This window comes from Nocardia sp. PE-7, assembly GCF_030486425.1.
Classification (GTDB): domain Bacteria; phylum Actinomycetota; class Actinomycetes; order Mycobacteriales; family Mycobacteriaceae; genus Nocardia; species Nocardia salmonicida_A.
This window is the reverse complement of sequence record NZ_CP129614.1, coordinates 1,617,559-1,633,231: the sequence shown is the minus strand read 5'-3', so window position 1 is coordinate 1,633,231 and position 15,673 is coordinate 1,617,559. Positions and strand designations below refer to the sequence as shown.

Sequence of the window (15,673 nt, the reverse complement as noted above, 5' to 3'; positions counted from 1 at the left end):
GGACGACCGGCATGACCCAAACCGACACCGAGGCGCCAGATCCGCGCACGCCGAGTGCCGACGAATGGCTCGCGGTACAAGCGAGTCCACAATTCCAAGATCTGCGCAATCGACTGCGCCGCTTCGTTTTCCCGATGACCGCCCTGTTTCTGACGTGGTACCTGAGCTATGTGCTGCTCGGCGCCTACGCGCACGACTTCATGGCGCAGAAGGTCTTCGGCAACGTCAATGTGGGTCTGCTGCTCGGCCTCGGGCAGTTCGTCTCCACATTCCTGATCACCGGGCTCTACGTCCGTTTCGCCAACCGTGAGCTGGATCCGCGCGCCGCGGCCATCCGCGAAGAACTCGAGGGGGGCCGGGCGTGAGTACCCTTGCCGCATCGTCGACGGTGGGCAACCCCGTCGCCAATATCGCCATTTTCCTGCTGTTCGTCGCGGTCACGATGGTCGTGGTGATCCGGGCCAGCCGCAACAATGCCAGTGCCGCCGACTATTTCACCGGTGGACGCGGCTTCTCGGGTCCGCAGAACGGCATCGCCATCGCCGGTGACTACCTGTCGGCCGCGAGCTTCCTCGGCATCGCGGGCGCGATCGCCGTCTACGGCTACGACGGGTTCCTGTATTCGATCGGGTTCCTCGTCGCCTGGCTCGTCGCGCTGCTGCTGGTCGCCGAAATGCTGCGCAACACCGGCAAATTCACCATGGCCGACGTGCTCAGCTTCCGGCTGAAGGAAGGCCCGGTGCGCACCGCGGCCGCGCTGACCACCCTCACCGTCTCGCTGTTCTACCTGCTCGCGCAGATGGCGGGCGCCGGTGGCCTGGTCGCGCTGCTGCTCGATATCTCCAGTCGCGCCGGACAATCCGTCGTGATCGCGGCCGTCGGCGTGCTGATGATCGTGTACGTGCTGGTCGGCGGGATGAAGGGCACCACCTGGGTGCAGATCATCAAGGCGGTGCTGCTGATCGCGGGCGCCGGGCTGATGACGGTGCTGGTGCTGGCCAAGTTCGGCTTCAACTTCTCCGACATCCTCGGCGCCGCACAGGAATCGGTGAGCGAATCCACCAGCAAGGCGGTCGCCGCCCGCGACGTGCTCGCTCCCGGCGCGCAATACGGCGGCAGCGAGACATCCAAGCTGAACTTCCTCTCGCTCGGACTTGCCCTGGTGCTGGGCACCGCGGGTCTGCCGCACGTACTGATGCGCTTCTACACGGTCCCGACCGCGAAAGAGGCTCGGCGCTCGGTGGTGTGGGCGATCGGCCTGATCGGCGCCTTCTACCTGTTCACCCTGGTGCTCGGTTACGGCGCGGCGGCCATCGTCGGCCCGGACCGGATCCTCGCCGCGGCGGGTGGCCAGAACTCGGCGGCTCCGCTGCTGGCCTTCGAACTGGGCGGGGTGATCCTGCTCGGGGTGATCTCGGCGGTCGCGTTCGCCACGATCCTCGCGGTCGTGGCCGGACTCACCATCACCGCGTCGGCCTCGTTCGCCCACGACATCTACGCCAGTGTCATCAAGAAGGGCAAGGTCGACGAGGTCAAGCAGGTGCGGGTCTCGCGGATCACCGCGGTGGTGATCGGCGTGCTCGCGATCGGTCTCGGCATCCTCGCCAACGGCCAGAACATCGCGTTCCTGGTTGCGCTGGCGTTCGCGGTGGCGGCGGCGGCGAACCTGCCGACGATCCTGTACTCGCTGTTCTGGAAGCGCTTCAACACCTCCGGCGCGCTGTGGTCGATGTACGGCGGCCTGATCTCGACCATCGTGCTCATCGTGTTCTCGCCCGCGGTGTCGGGCAGCAAGACCGCGATGATCAGCGGTGCGGATTTCGACTGGTTCCCGCTGTCCAACCCGGGCATCGTGTCCATTCCGCTGGCGTTCGCGCTCGGCGTGCTCGGTACGTTCCTCGGTGGGCGTGGCGAGCAGGTCGATCAGGCCAAGGCCGCGGAGATGGAAGTCCGGTCACTGACCGGCGTCGGTGCGGAGAAGGCGATCTCGCACTGACGCCAACCCTGCCCGTGCCGGTGGTTCGCCCCACCGGCACGGGTTCTACCCCATGCTTTTCGAAGGAGAATTTCTTGTGACCAGTTACCCGCCTGCCCCGGAGTTCGTCGCGACGGCCGAGGCCGATGCCTCGCTGTACGAGCGGGCGCGCGCCGATCGCGACGGTTTCTGGGCCGAGCAGGCCAACCGGTTGCACTGGCACAAGCCCTTCACCGAGGTGCTCGACTGGACCGACGCGCCGGTCGCGCGCTGGTTCGGCGACGGCGAGCTCAACGTCTCCTACAACTGCGTCGACCGCCACGTCATCGACGGACACGGCGACCAGGTCGCCATCCACTGGGAGGGCGAACCGGGCGACTCGCGCGCGATCACCTACGCGGAGCTCCTCGATGACGTGTGCAGGGCCGCCAATACTTTCACCGCGCTCGGTCTGGTCGCCGGTGATCGGGTCGCGATCTACATGCCGATGGTGCCCGAAGCCATCGTGACGATGCTGGCGTGCGCGCGACTCGGGCTCACCCACTCGGTGGTGTTCGCCGGGTTCTCCCCCACGGCCTTGCGCCAGCGGGTCGACGATGCCGAGGCCAAGCTCATCGTGACCACCGACGGACAGTGGCGTCGCGGGAAGCCCGCCGCGCTGAAATACGCCGTCGACGAGGCGCTGGGTTCGGACCCGTCGAGCGTCGAGCATGTGCTGGTGGTGCGCCGGGTCGGACTCGACGTGCCGTGGACCGAGGTCCGCGACCTGTGGTGGGACGAAACCGTCGCGGTCGCTTCGCCTTCGCACGAGGCACAACCCTTCCCCGCCGAACACCCACTGTTCATCCTCTACACCTCCGGCACCACCGGAAAGCCCAAGGGAATCCTGCACACCACCGGCGGCTACCTCACCCAAGCCGCCTACACCCACCACAACGTCTTCGACCACAAAGCCGGACACGACGTCTACTGGTGCACCGCCGACATCGGCTGGGTCACCGGCCACAGCTACATCGTCTACGGACCACTCGCCAACCGCGCCACCCAGGTCGTCTACGAAGGCACCCCCAACTCCCCCGACGAACACCGACACTTCCAGATCATCGAAAAATACGGCGTCACCATCTACTACACCGCACCCACCCTGATCCGCACCTTCATGAAATGGGGCCGCGAAATCCCCGACGCACACGACCTGAGCACCCTGCGCGTACTCGGCTCCGTCGGCGAACCGATCAACCCCGAAGCATGGCGCTGGTACCGAGAAGTGATCGGCGCGAACAAGACCCCGATCGTCGATACCTGGTGGCAGACCGAGACCGGCGCCATCATGATCTCCCCGCTGCCGGGCGTCACCGCGACCAAGCCCGGCGCGGCGATGGGCCCCCTACCGGGCATCTCCGCCGCGGTCGTCGACGACGACGGCACCCCACTGGGTGCCGACGGATCCGGTCTGCTCGTCCTGGATCAGCCGTGGCCGTCGATGCTGCGCGGCATCTGGAACGACATGGACCGCTACCGCGAAACCTATTGGCAGCGTTTCGCTTCCGAGGGCTGGTACTTCGCCGGAGACGGCGCCAAGCTCGACGCCGACGGCGATCTGTGGATTCTGGGGCGCGTCGACGACGTCATGAATGTGTCCGGTCACCGTATCTCCACCGCCGAGGTGGAATCCGCGCTCGTCGGGCACCCGGCCGTCGCCGAGGCCGCCGTGGTCGGCGCGTCCGACGAGACCACCGGTCAGGGGATCGTGGCCTTCGTCATTCTCACCGGCGCGGCCGGTGCGGCCGAGTCGCTCGTGGCCGAGCTGAAGGCGGCGGTCTCGCTGGAGATCAGCCCGATCGCCAGGCCGCGCGAGATCCATCTCGTGCCGGAGTTGCCCAAGACGCGCAGCGGCAAGATCATGCGCAGACTGCTGCGCGATGTCGCCGAGGGTCGCGAGCTCGGCGACACCTCGACACTGGTCGACCCGACGGTGTTCGAGTCGATCGCCACCGCGTGAGCGGTCGGCGACGCAGGTCCTCGTCACCATGATCAGTGCCCGACCCTGCCGAAAGGACACAGCGTGAGCGCGCCGGATGGACGTAGTCCGCGCGACACCGGGCATGCTGGAACGGTGGAGATGCCAATATTCCCGCTGGGCGCGGTGATGCTACCCGGTGAGTCGCTGTCGTTGCAGATCTTCGAGCCGCGGTACGTGGCGCTGGTCGAGGACTGCACGGATGGGCGGCGGGAGCCGGAATTCGGTGTCGTGCTGATCGCGCGCGGGCACGAGGTGGGAGGTGGTGAGGTGCGCACGGAGGTGGGCACCGTCGCCAGGATCACCGAGGTGATCGAACTGCCCGGTTCGCGATACCGGTTGCGCTGCAAGGGAACCGACCGCATCCGCGTCGAGAAGTGGCTCGACGACGCCCCCTATCCCCGGGCGGAAGCCGAGCTCTGGCCGGACGGCGACGGTGCCGACGACGGCGAGTTGCTGGCGGGCTTGCGTGAACGTGCGGACCGTCTGCACGCGCTGACGGCCCAGTTCGCGCGGCGCAACGGCATCCGCAGGCCGCCGCCGTCGGCATGGCTGGACGATCTGTCCGACGATCCGACCACCCGCTCCTACGAGCTCGCCGCTCGCCTGCCGATCGGCCCGACCGACCGCCAGTCGGCCCTGGCCGCCCCGGATCCGCTCAGCCGGCTCGCCGCCCTGTCCACCTCCGTCGACGACGCGATCGCGATGATGGAGTTCCGCCTGCTGTGAGGTCAGTCCGTCGACGCGACGGTGATCACGATTTTCGCGCGCGCGTGTTCGGTCTCCATGTACTCGATCGCGGCGGGCGTTTCGGCCAGCGGATAGGTCCGGTCGATGGCCGGGCGGACCATGCCCGACTCGATCAGTTCCCGCAGTTCGGTCAGTGCCTCCGGAGTCTGCGCGGCCGTGGGAACCCGGATGGCGGGTTTCACGAACGGTCGAGCCAGCTGACCGCGCGCGAGCAGGCCGACCGGGCCGAACCAGCTGCCGCCGTCGAAGTTGCCGCCACCGGACAGCACCAGCGTGCCGGTGGGTTCGACCAGGCGCAGCAGTGCCCGCAGGGTTCGTGTTCCGGCCAGGTCGAGGACGGTGTCGTAGCGGCCGGTCACGATGTCGCGGGTGTAGTCGACGACGTGCTCCGCGCCGAGCGAGCGCGCCGCCTCGACATTGCGGGTGCTGCACACCCCCGTGACCTGCGCGCCCCGCGCCCGGGCGATCTGGACCGCGAAGGTGCCGACCCCACCGGACGCGCCGATGATCAGCACCCGCTCGTCCTCGCCGACGTGACGCAGGCAGGTCAGGGCGGTATTGGCGGCCAACGGCACCGCCGCGGCTTCCGCGAAGCTCAGATTCGCCGGTTTCCGGTCGAGCAACGCCCGCGGCACCGCGAGGTACTCCGCGAACGCACCGCTGACCGCCTCCCCGAACACCTCCTCGCCCACGGCCAGGTCCGTGACACCGTCCCCCACCGCCTCGACGGTCCCGGCGAAGTCCCCACCCTGCACCGGGTTCGCCGGCCCACGGCGACCGAACACCGACCGATCCATCCACCGCGCGATCTTCGGATCCCCCCGCATCACATGCCAATCCCGCGCGTTCACCGACGCGGCACGCACCCGAACCAGCACCTCGCCCGCACCCGCCGACGGCCGCCCGACCTCCTCGGCCGCCAACATCGCCGCTGACCCGTATACCTGCTGCACAATCGCCCTCACATCGAGAACGCTAGGCTCCCCGACCGCCGACCACATCAGGGAATCCCCTGATCCACGCGGAGATTTCGCGCAGGGTGCGGACCGGCCCTCGAAGCACCGGAGCCACGCGGCGAATCGAGTACCTACGCGTCGGACAGCGCCTGTGATCGAGTTCGGTCGAACCGGGAGGGGAGGTGGGACGTTGACAGGGAAGGAGCCGGTCCGCGGACCGGCAGGGTACCGAGTGAACCGGAGAACGAGCGATGACCATCAACGATTTCTCGCTGAACCGCCGCGCTGTTGTCGTCGGCACGGGGGTGTTGGCCGCCGCGGCGACGCTGACCGCGTGCGGCGCAACCGAGACGGGCGACTCGGCGCCTGTGGCGCCCGGGCCCGGGGCACCCGCCGGTGCGCTGGTCAGGGTGGCGGATGTCCCGGTGGGCGGCGGGGTGATCGTCGGCGACACAGTGGTCACCCAGCCGACCCCGGGTAACTTCGTCGGACTGTCGTCGACCTGCACGCATGCCGGGTGCAAGGTCACGACCGTGGCCAAGGGCACGATCAACTGCCCGTGCCACGGCAGCCGCTTCGAGCTCGACGGCGCCGTGCGTGGCGGGCCTGCCACGAAGCCGCTGGCCGCCGAACCCGTTCGCGTCGAAGGGGACTCGATCGTTCCCGCGTGAACCGACGATCAGCCGGCGGCGTCCATCATCTCGGACATGCGCCGTTCCATTTCCTCCGGCGAGACGTCTTCGATGTGGGTGGCCACCGTCCAGCGGTGACCCCACGGATCTTCGAAGGCGCCGCTACGGTCGCCGTAGAACTGGTCGGTCATGGGGGTGGTCGCGGTGGCGCCGGCCGTGAGCGCCGCGGCGAAGGCGGCGTCGGCGTCGGCGACGTAGACCATCAGGTTCACCGGGGAGCCACCGACGGACTTCGGGTCGACGAAGCCGATCTCGGGGACCGGGTCGCCGACCATGAGCACCGAATCGCCGACGAGCAGTTCACTGTGGACGACGGTGCCGCCGGGCCCGTCCATCTTCATGCGCACGGTCGCGCCGAAGATCGCGGTATAGAAGTCGATCGCGGCGGCCGCTCCCGCGCACGCCAGCCCCGGACAGATCCGCGGATAACCGTCAGGAAAGGGGGAAACATCAGACATCGGATACCTCCGTGTCGAGAGTGATGCTCGGACCGAACCAGCGTATTCCCCTCGCCCGATCGGGGAAAGGCCATCACGCGCTGGGCCGACCATTGAGATCAGGACTAGTAGAACTGGTTCTACTCATGTAGAACTGGGTTCAGGTTGTAGAACCTGTTTCAGTTTTGCTGTCGAAGTCGGAGGGCCGGGACGTGCGCTACGGGGTTGTGTTGTTCACCAGTGACCGGGGCATCACGCCCGCCGATGCGGCCAAGGCCGCCGAGGACGCCGGATTCGACGCGTTCTACGTCCCCGAGCACACCCATATCCCGGTCGTGCGCGCCGCGGCCCATCCGCAGACCGGGGACTCCTCGCTCCCCGACGACCGGTACCTGCGCACCCTCGACCCGTGGGTCGCGTTGGCCACCGCCGCCGCGGTCACCGAGCGGATCACCCTGTCGACGGCGGTGGCACTGCCCGCCGAGCACCATCCGATCACCCTCGCCAAGACCATCGCCTCCCTCGATCACCTGTCCGGCGGCCGGGTGGAGCTGGGTGTCGGATTCGGCTGGAACACCGACGAACTCGCCCATCACGGCGTTCCCGCGAACAAACGACGCACGGTGCTGCGCGAGAACCTCGACGCGATGCGGGCACTGTGGTCGCAGGAGGAAGCCGAATTCTCCGGCGACTTCGTGAAGTTCGGAGCGAGCTGGTCCTGGCCGAAGCCGGTGCGCGCGGGAGTACCGGTGCTGCTCGGCGCGGGTGGTACCGAGAAATCGTTCGGTTGGCTCGCGGCCAACGCCGACGGCTGGATCACCACCCCGACCGAAGGTGACCTGGGCGCCAAAGTCGAACTCCTGCACCGCGTCTGGAAGGACGCGGGTCGCGACGGCACCCCGAGGGTGATCGCGCTGGCGGGTCGTCACAATGCCGAGCAACTCGCTCGCTGGGCCGACCTCGGCGTCACCGAGGTCGTCTTCGGTCTTCCCGACAAGAGCGCCGACGACGTCCGTGGCTATCTCGGCCACCTCGGCGGGAAACTCGCCGTCTCGGCGTAACCGGTTTCAGCCGCGGAGCTTGCGCACCTGCGCCGCGGTGAGATCGGAGAGCACGCCGGGGTCGACGACTTCCGGCGCGGTGACAACCACCTGAACCAGCGTGTTGCCCACCTGGACCAGCGATGTCGCCGAGGTGAGGGTGAGCCCGTCACTCGTCGCGGTCAGGGTGAACGCCGAGCCCGCGTCGCCCGCGGGCGGCTGCGCGAGCGCGCTGGTTCGATATTCGATCCGCACGCCCGCGTCGTCGCCGGAGTAGCTGGTACAGCGCCGGGGCTGGGCCTGGAGCGCGTCGAAGGCCGGGGCCAGCGCCGCGTCCGGGTAGCTCGCGGCGTCGATGTCGATGGTGGCGAAGCTGGGCCCCGCGAACTGCACCGACGCGGCGGCGGCCGACCCCGGCCACTGCTGCGCGATCGGCGAGAGCAGACGCCCACAGTCCGGCGGATCCGTCAGCGCCGCGGGCGGTACGGCGGGCTCGGCGGAGTCACCGCGCGGCGGCACCACCGCGAAATCACCGGGCAGATCCGGAGCGGCGAGCAGACCCGCCGACAACTGCGCCGCATCGCGAATGACAGCGCCGGTTCCCGGTGCGGCCGTGACGGCGGCGGAGAACGGACCCGATCCCGGCGAATCCACCGCGTCGTCGGACCCACAGCCCGCGACCGCGGCCAACCCGACACAGGCCGATACAGCCGCGCCGACGCGCAGCGCACCTGCTCGCATCACTCCGTCCAGGAAACGCGGGTCGACTGCGTCTGCACCAGGGTGCTCACGCTGCGCGCGTCCCGATAGGTCTGCTGGCCACCGATCTCGATGGAACCCGAAACCGGCAGCGGCATACCGAGATCGATGGTGATCGATCCGACGCCTTCCATCACGTAACCGTCGATGTCGAGCTCACCCGCGTCGTTGGGCAGCTCCCAGACAGTGTCGGTGGGCGTCTGATTCACCTGCAGATCGATGGTGAGCCGGTCGCCCTCCCGGCTGGTGAGCGTGGCCGTGGTGATCTGGTCCAGGGTGACCCCGCCGGTGATCGTCTGGTGCACCGTCCACACCGCACCGACCCCGACGGGCTGGTCCGGGAACGCGATCGACTGATACACAGCCTGGTAGAAGGCCTGTTCGAGCGCGGCTCGCGCGGTATTCGGGGTATCCGGCGACGGGGCCATGCGCAGCTCGGTGATCGCGCCGAAGTCGCTCATCCCCAAACCGGCGTGTGAACCGTCGGCGGAAGTGAACGCCTTGTTGAGCGCGGGGTCGGGGGTGGTGACCGCGCCGACGGTGAGGTCGACGCCGTCGCTGCCCGCGCGCGCGGTCATCGGGATGGTCAGCGCGGCGGGCGAGAAGTCTCGGGCGGGCTGATCGTTGACCTGCTGCTGGATCCGGTAGTCGGTGCGCAGCGTCACTTCCTGGGTGGTGCCCGCCGCATAGCGCGGCCGCAGCAGATCGCGCGGCTCTTCGCCGGGCGAGACCATCGTGGTGACCGCGGCCGAGATCGGCACGGTGACTTCCTTACCGATGCCGAGCGGCTCGGTGCCGTCGACCTCCGCGGCAGGGGCCGATTGATCGGCGCACCCGGCGCCGAAGGTCGCGAACCCGAGCACGAGCGCCACCAGTAACACCCCGGGGCGCGCGATGCGGGGTACGCGAGATCTAGACAACACCGTCACAGCCATCAGGGTACGACCGCTTCCTGAGTAACACCTGGGACTCCTCGGCACCGCGGCGCAGGCCGGATCACCACTAGGGAATGATGGACGCGTGAGTGAAGACCGGCCCACCGACAACGCTGCCGTCCCCGAGACCGGCGACGACTCAGCCACCCCCTCGGCCGCTGCCACACCCGAGGCTACCGAGACGGAGAAACCCGCTGGTCGCCGCCGTTTGACGACGCTGCTGATCATCGCCGTCGTCCTGTTCGGGCTCGACCTGCTGACCAAATGCCTCGCGGTCGCCTTCATCGACCCGGGCGAATCGGTGCCGATCATCGGCGATTTCGCGCGGTTCACCCTGGTGCGCAACCCGGGCGCGGCGTTCTCGATGGCGACCGGCATGACCTGGCTGCTCACCCTGATCGCCGCCGCGGTGGTGATCGGCGTGATCCGGATCGGGCGCACCCTGCGTTCGCTGTGGTGGGCCATCGGCCTCGGCATGGTGCTGGGTGGGGCGCTGGGCAATCTGGTCGACCGGCTCTTCCGATACCCAGGCCCGCTGCAGGGCCATGTGGTCGACTTCGTCGCCGTCGGCTGGTGGCCGGTCTTCAACGTCGCCGACTCGGCCATCGTGTGCGGGGCGATCCTGCTGGTCGCGCTCACCGTGTTCGGTTTCGAACCGGACGGCACCCGCAGCGGTCGCAAACACACCGAGGAGACCGTATGAGAGAAACCAGAACCATGCCCGTCCCCGACGGCCTCGACGGGATGCGGGTGGACGCGGGACTCGCCCGCCTGCTCGGCCTCTCGCGGACCGCGGTCGTGGCACTGACCGAGGACGGCTCGGTGCAGATCGACGGGGTCGCCGCGGGTAAGTCCGATCGACTCACCGCGGGTGCGTGGCTGGAAGTGATCTTCCCCGAACCCAAGCGCGCACTGACGGTCGAGGCCGCCCCGGTCGACGGGATGAACATTCTCTACGCCGACGACGACATCGTCGCCGTGGACAAGCCGATCGGCGTCGCCGCGCACTCCGGCGTCGGCTGGACCGGACCGACCGTGGTCGGCGGCCTGGCGGCGATGGGCTATCGCATCTCCACCTCGGGCGCGCACGAACGCCAGGGCATCGTGCACCGGCTCGACGTGGGCACCTCCGGTGTGATGGTGGTGGCACAATCCGAACACGCCTACACGATGCTCAAGCGCGCCTTCAAGGAACGCACGGTCGACAAGCAATACCATGCACTCGTGCAGGGACACCCCGATCCGAGCAGCGGCACCATCGACGCGCCGATCGGGCGCGCGCGGGGCAATGCCTGGAAGTTCGCGGTGACCGGCGACGGCAGGCCCAGCGTCACCCACTACGACACCATCGAGGCGTTCCAGGCGGCCAGCCTGCTCGACGTCCACCTCGAAACCGGCCGCACGCACCAGATCCGGGTGCACTTCTCGGCGGTGCGCCACCCCTGCGCGGGTGACCTCACCTACGGCGCGGACCCGACGCTGGCCAAACGCCTCGGCTTGGAACGGCAGTGGCTGCACGCGCGTCAGCTCGGCTTCCACCATCCCGCCGACGGTCGCTGGCTCGAGATCACCAGCGAGTACCCCGCCGACCTAGCGGGCGCCTTGGACGTATTACGCAATGCCTGACGACCCGCGGTCGTCCGAACCGGCGCCGGACACGGCGCCGGACGACCGCGGGGAACCGCCCGCCGAACCGGCAACACTCGGGAACATGCCCGCCGAGCCGGGATCGGGGGCCGACGACGGCGATTCCGACGACCGACGACTCTCCCTCCGCAATGCCGCCGTCTACGCGGTCGCGGCGATCGGCGCGGTGATCCTGCTGGTCGTCGCCTTCCGCGAGCCGCCGCCCGCGTCGGCGGTGGCGACCGACCGGCTCGGGCCCGCACCCGGCGAGCAGGTTCAGCGCTACCTCGACGACGCGCGGGCCACGCTCGACGGTGACGATGCCGACCAGCACTGGGCGCTAGTCTCGCTCGCCGAATACCTGACGCCCCAACAGATTCCGGCTACGGCCGAAGGGTTGCGGGTCTCCGGGGTGATCCAGCACGTGCCGGTCGATCGGGTGCAGACACCGGTGATCACGGTCGCCACTCCGGCGGGCGACGAGCCCGTGGTGAAATCCGCCGCGGCGGCAGCGGGTCTGGTCGCGGCACAACAGTTCCGCGATCAGCGCAGCGCCGAGATCGCCCGTCTCACCGAGTCGCGCCTGCGCGCGGGCTGCGCGTGCACGGCGGGCATCGTCGTGCGCGGCACGCTGCCCCAATTGCGTGACCTCGCAACACGATCCGGAGTCCGGGCGGTGCAGGCGCTCCCGGCCGACGCCGTCGCGGGCAGGTTCGCGGTGAGCCCGTTGCTGCCGGGCAGCGCCGATACCGTCGCCCCGACCCCCGATGACGGCCCGGTGCCGACCGAGTAGCACTCCGGCCGGCTACTCACGGCCGATCGTCGGCACGACGCGACTCGGCCAGTTCCCACAGCGTGCGTGCCCGGTCCACATCGCCTGCCTGGTCGTAGGCATCCGCCATCACTTCGAGCGCACCGGCGTCGAGCCGGTCGATCGCCACGATGAGATCGGAAAAGAGATCGTCCAGTTCGTCGGGGGTCACCGGGTGGTCCCGAGACGGCGCGACAGCGTTACCTCCATAACCGGCAAAGGTACTCCAACACCGAATGCCGGTCCGGCACAAGGGTTCTGGAATCGGTTACGGCAGGGTCAGCGACTCCTCACGCCCCCTGCGCGCCCACCGGAGGAAAGAGCTTGCCCGCACCGCCGGAGCGCCGGGACTGCACCCACCAGGCCAGCTCGACCAGCACGATGCCGATCGCACCGCACACCACCGCGGCCAGCGTCAGCCGCGGGTTGGACGGGTCGAGTTTGAAGAACTCGCGGGTGAACGGGATCGTGAACAGCGCGACGTAGGCGAGTACGGAGACCGCGATCAGCACGACCTTCCACCACACATACGGCCGCGCTACCAGCACGAGCACCCACACCGCGATCATGATCAGCGTGATCAGCGCGGTGGTGCCCGCCTGCACCTTCTGCGTCTCCGAGGCTTCCGGTCCGGCGTAGGCGATGAGGTAGGACACGAACGTCGCGATGCCGATCACCACACCCGAGGGCACGGCCAGGCGCATCACCCGGCCGACGAAGCCGGTGCGGGCGCGCTCGTTGTTGGGCGCCAGCGAGAGCACGAACGCCGGGATGCCGATGGTGAACCAGGCCGCGATGGTGACGTGGCGCGGCAGGAACGGATACCCGATGGGGTCGTAGCCGAAGATCTGCGAACCGACGCCCGCGATGCCGACGAGGAAGGCCAGCAGCACCGAGTACACGGTCTTGGTGAGGAACAGGTTCGAGACACGCTCGATATTGCCGATCACCCGACGGCCCTCCCCCACCACGTACGGCAGGGTCGCGAACTTGTTGTCCAGCAACACGATCTGCGCCACCGCGCGGGTGGCCGGGCTACCGGCTCCCATCGCGACGCCGATATCGGCGTCCTTGAGCGCCAGCACGTCGTTGACGCCGTCTCCGGTCATGGCGACGGTGTGCCCACGCGACTGCAGGGCGCCGACCATGGCGCGCTTCTGGTCGGGACGGACCCGGCCGAAGGTGGTTTCGTGATCGAGGATGTCGGCGAGCGCGGCCGGATCTTCGGGCAGGGTGCGCGCGTCGACAGCGTGATCGCCGCCGGGCAGGTCGAGCGAGGAGGCGACCGCGCCGACGGACACGGCGTTGTCGCCGGAGATCACCTTGATCGAGACCTGCTGGCTCGCAAAGTATTCCAGGGTCTCCTTGGCGTCGGGCCGCACCTTCTGTTCGAGCACCACCAGGGCGGCGGGCTCGACCCGGCCGGGCGCGTCGTCGGCGTCGACCGGGCGATCGCTGCGCGCCAGCAGCAGCACACGCAGACCCGACGAGCCCAGCTCCTCGGCATGGGCGGCGTCGACGGAGCCGGAGTCGAGCAGCACGTCGGCGGCGCCGAGCAGCCAATCCCCTTGGGCGCCATAGGAAATGCCGCTCCACTTCTTGGCCGAGGAGAACGGCGCGATGGCGGTCTGCGCCCAGCCGGGCGAGTCGGGCAATGCTTCGGCGATGGCCTGCACGCTGGCATTGGGGCGCGGGTCGTCGCCGGCGAGCGCGGCCAGTGCGGTCTTCACCTGTGCCTCGTCGAACGCGCCGAGCGGTTCGACCTGGGCCAGGCGCATGCCGTTCTCGGTGAGGGTGCCGGTCTTGTCCGCGCACACCACGTCGACGCGGGCCAGGCCCTCGATCGCGGGCAGTTCCTGGACCAGGCACTTGCGTTTGCCCAGGCGCACCACACCGACCGCGAAGGCGATCGAGGTCATCAGCACCAGGCCCTCGGGGACCATCGGCACCAGCGCCGCGACCATCCCGGTCACGGCGGGTCGCCACGATTCCCCGCTGGAGACCAGCTGGTTGTAGATGCTGAGCAGACCGGCCGGAATCAGCAGGTAGGTGATGAACTTCAGGATCTTGTCGATACCCGAACGCAATTCGGAGTGCACCAGCGTGAACTTGCTGGCCTCCTCGGCCAATTTCGCCGCGTAGGCGTCCTTGCCGACCTTGGTCGCGCGGTAGGCGCCCGAACCCGACACCACGAAGCTGCCCGACATCACCGGCGCGCCGACACCCTTGTCGATCGGGTCGGCCTCACCGGTCAGCAGCGACTCGTCGATCTCGAGCGCGGCGGCCTCTTCGACCTCGCCGTCGACCACGATCTGATCGCCGGGGCCGAGCTCGATCAGATCGTCCAGGACCACCTCGCCGGGCGCGACCTGCTCGGCGACGCCGTCGCGGCGCACCGTCGGCTTGGCCTGGCTGACGATCGCCAGCTCGTCCAGGGTCCGCTTGGCCCTGACCTCCTGGATGATGCCGACCGCGCTGTTGGCCACGATGAGCAGCCCGAACATGCCGTCGATGATCGAGCCCGTCGACAGGACGAGCAGGAACAGCACGCCGAGAATCGCGTTGATACGGGTGAAGACATTCGCGCGAACGATCTCGCCGACCGACCGACTCGCCCTGGCGGGGACGTCGTTGGTGCGCCCGTCACGGCGGCGCTCATCGACCTGTGCTGCGGTGAGCCCGGCGGCCGCGGGTTCCTGCACGGATAGGGACATGCTCGCCAGATTAGCCGGTCGTAACATGGGATGAATGCAGCGCAGCTCCTCCCCACCCGGTGTCGTTTTCGGTGCGGGGGCCTACCTCATCTGGGGTTCGTTCGCCGCTTTCTTCGGGCTGCTGTCGTTCGCCTCGCCTGCCGAAGTGGTGGCGCAGCGGATCGTCTGGACGCTGGTCGTGGTGCTGCTCGTGCTCACGCTGACGGGGCGACTGGGGAACTTGCGCGGGATCGATGCCAGGACCTGGCGTCTGGCGGCCGCGGCGTCGGCTGCCTTGTCGCTGAACTGGGGCGTGTACGTCTTCGGCGTCACCACCGGGCACATCGTCGAATGCGCGCTCGGTTACTTCATCAATCCGCTGGTCACCGTCGCCATCGGCGTGTTGCTGTTCCGGGAGCGGCTCACCCGGGCGCAATGGGTGGCATTGGGGCTGGGCGCGCTGGCGGTGGTGGTGCTGACCGTCGACTACGGCAGACCGCCGGTGATCGCGCTGATCCTGGCCTGCTCGTTCGCCGCCTACGGGCTGGTGAAGAAAGTGATCCGGCTCGACGCGCTGCCCGGGATCGCGGCCGAGGGCATTGTGGCCGTGCCTTTCGCATTGGCCTTCCTGATCGTCTTGATGGCCACCGGCCGCAGTGAGATGACCTCCAGCCCCGCGCATTTCGGCCTCATGCTCGCCACCGGGCCGGTCACGTTGCTACCGCTGCTGCTGTTCGCCGTCGCGGCCAAGCGGGTCCCGCTCTCGACCATGGGCATCCTGCAGTACCTCACCCCCGCCCTGCAGATGGCCTGGGGCGTGGCGGTCATGCACGAACCCATGCCCGTGTCGCGCTGGGCTGGATTCGCCTTGATCTGGACGGCGCTGGCGGTGTTCACCACCGACGCCCTGCTGCGGGCGCGCCGCACCCGGCAGCTCTCGGTGAGCGAGACGGCGGCCGCGACCACCCACTAGCCCGAA

General features: G+C 68.7%; 16 protein-coding genes. 10 read left to right on the top strand and 6 right to left on the bottom strand.

The window, feature by feature from the left end; genetic code table 11:
- The first annotated feature begins 11 nt into the window (after nucleotides 1–11).
- From QX204_RS07655 to QX204_RS07640, 4 genes are all read left to right on the top strand, one after another.
- Nucleotides 12–365 (top strand): DUF485 domain-containing protein, encoded by a 354-nt coding sequence (locus tag QX204_RS07655; protein ID WP_301905862.1) that lies wholly within the window; start codon nucleotides 12–14, stop codon nucleotides 363–365.
- Nucleotides 362–1,996, top strand: coding sequence for a monocarboxylic acid transporter (locus QX204_RS07650; protein ID WP_301905861.1), 1,635 nt, complete (start codon nucleotides 362–364; stop codon nucleotides 1,994–1,996). Before QX204_RS07655 ends, QX204_RS07650 begins: the two co-directional genes overlap by 4 nt.
- Before the next feature lie 76 nt (nucleotides 1,997–2,072).
- A complete protein-coding gene (gene acs / locus QX204_RS07645) occupies nucleotides 2,073–3,977 on the top strand; it encodes an acetate--CoA ligase (RefSeq protein WP_301905859.1) in 1,905 nt (634 codons plus the stop codon).
- A 63-nt stretch (nucleotides 3,978–4,040) separates the two neighbouring features.
- Nucleotides 4,041–4,724, top strand: coding sequence for an LON peptidase substrate-binding domain-containing protein (locus tag QX204_RS07640; RefSeq protein WP_367620165.1), 684 nt, complete (start codon nucleotides 4,041–4,043; stop codon nucleotides 4,722–4,724).
- 2 nt (nucleotides 4,725–4,726) lie between these two features.
- On the opposite strand, the gene QX204_RS07635 is transcribed toward QX204_RS07640, so the two are convergent.
- Entirely contained in the window at nucleotides 4,727–5,710 is a 984-nt protein-coding gene (locus QX204_RS07635) for an NAD(P)-dependent alcohol dehydrogenase (RefSeq protein ID WP_301905858.1), read from the bottom strand.
- A 242-nt stretch (nucleotides 5,711–5,952) separates the two neighbouring features.
- Here QX204_RS07635 and QX204_RS07630 point away from each other — a divergent pair, with 242 nt between their 5' ends.
- Entirely contained in the window at nucleotides 5,953–6,372 is a 420-nt protein-coding gene (locus QX204_RS07630; protein WP_301905857.1) for a QcrA and Rieske domain-containing protein, read from the top strand.
- An 8-nt stretch (nucleotides 6,373–6,380) separates the two neighbouring features.
- Here the strand turns inward: QX204_RS07630 and QX204_RS07625 are convergent, their stop codons facing one another.
- Nucleotides 6,381–6,851 carry a VOC family protein gene (locus tag QX204_RS07625; protein WP_301905856.1) on the bottom strand — a complete coding sequence of 157 codons (471 nt, stop codon included), beginning with the start codon at nucleotides 6,849–6,851 and terminating at the stop codon, nucleotides 6,381–6,383.
- Nucleotides 6,852–7,042: 191 nt separating this feature from the next.
- Between QX204_RS07625 and QX204_RS07620 the strand changes: the two genes are divergently transcribed.
- Nucleotides 7,043–7,891, top strand: a complete 849-nt coding sequence (locus QX204_RS07620; protein ID WP_301905855.1) for a TIGR03619 family F420-dependent LLM class oxidoreductase — start codon at nucleotides 7,043–7,045, stop codon at nucleotides 7,889–7,891.
- Between the two features lie 6 nt (nucleotides 7,892–7,897).
- On the opposite strand, the gene QX204_RS07615 is transcribed toward QX204_RS07620, so the two are convergent.
- Entirely contained in the window at nucleotides 7,898–8,611 is a 714-nt protein-coding gene (locus QX204_RS07615; protein WP_301905854.1) for a hypothetical protein, read from the bottom strand.
- Nucleotides 8,611–9,564: a hypothetical protein gene (locus tag QX204_RS07610; RefSeq protein ID WP_301905853.1), complete on the bottom strand. Its 954-nt coding sequence runs from the start codon at nucleotides 9,562–9,564 to the stop codon at nucleotides 8,611–8,613. The genes QX204_RS07615 and QX204_RS07610 overlap by 1 nt, the downstream gene beginning before the upstream one ends.
- Before the next feature lie 85 nt (nucleotides 9,565–9,649).
- Here QX204_RS07610 and lspA point away from each other — a divergent pair, with 85 nt between their 5' ends.
- From lspA to QX204_RS07595, 3 genes are all read left to right on the top strand, one after another.
- Complete coding sequence (gene lspA, locus QX204_RS07605; protein ID WP_301905851.1) at nucleotides 9,650–10,267, top strand: signal peptidase II; 618 nt, start codon at nucleotides 9,650–9,652, stop codon at nucleotides 10,265–10,267.
- Complete coding sequence (locus QX204_RS07600) at nucleotides 10,264–11,190, top strand: RluA family pseudouridine synthase (RefSeq protein ID WP_056816398.1); 927 nt, start codon at nucleotides 10,264–10,266, stop codon at nucleotides 11,188–11,190. Before lspA ends, QX204_RS07600 begins: the two co-directional genes overlap by 4 nt.
- Before the next feature lie 85 nt (nucleotides 11,191–11,275).
- Nucleotides 11,276–11,983: a hypothetical protein gene (locus QX204_RS07595; protein ID WP_301905850.1), complete on the top strand. Its 708-nt coding sequence runs from the start codon at nucleotides 11,276–11,278 to the stop codon at nucleotides 11,981–11,983.
- A 16-nt stretch (nucleotides 11,984–11,999) separates the two neighbouring features.
- On the opposite strand, the gene QX204_RS07590 is transcribed toward QX204_RS07595, so the two are convergent.
- Both QX204_RS07590 and QX204_RS07585 read right to left on the bottom strand, forming a co-directional pair.
- On the bottom strand, nucleotides 12,000–12,173 hold the full coding sequence (locus QX204_RS07590) for a hypothetical protein (RefSeq protein ID WP_301905849.1): 174 nt from the start codon (nucleotides 12,171–12,173) through the stop codon (nucleotides 12,000–12,002).
- Between the two features lie 118 nt (nucleotides 12,174–12,291).
- Nucleotides 12,292–14,715 carry a cation-translocating P-type ATPase gene (locus QX204_RS07585; RefSeq protein WP_301905848.1) on the bottom strand — a complete coding sequence of 808 codons (2,424 nt, stop codon included), beginning with the start codon at nucleotides 14,713–14,715 and terminating at the stop codon, nucleotides 12,292–12,294.
- Nucleotides 14,716–14,749: 34 nt separating this feature from the next.
- Between QX204_RS07585 and rarD the strand changes: the two genes are divergently transcribed.
- Nucleotides 14,750–15,667: an EamA family transporter RarD gene (gene rarD / locus QX204_RS07580; protein WP_301905847.1), complete on the top strand. Its 918-nt coding sequence runs from the start codon at nucleotides 14,750–14,752 to the stop codon at nucleotides 15,665–15,667.
- The last annotated feature ends 6 nt before the right edge of the window (nucleotides 15,668–15,673 follow it).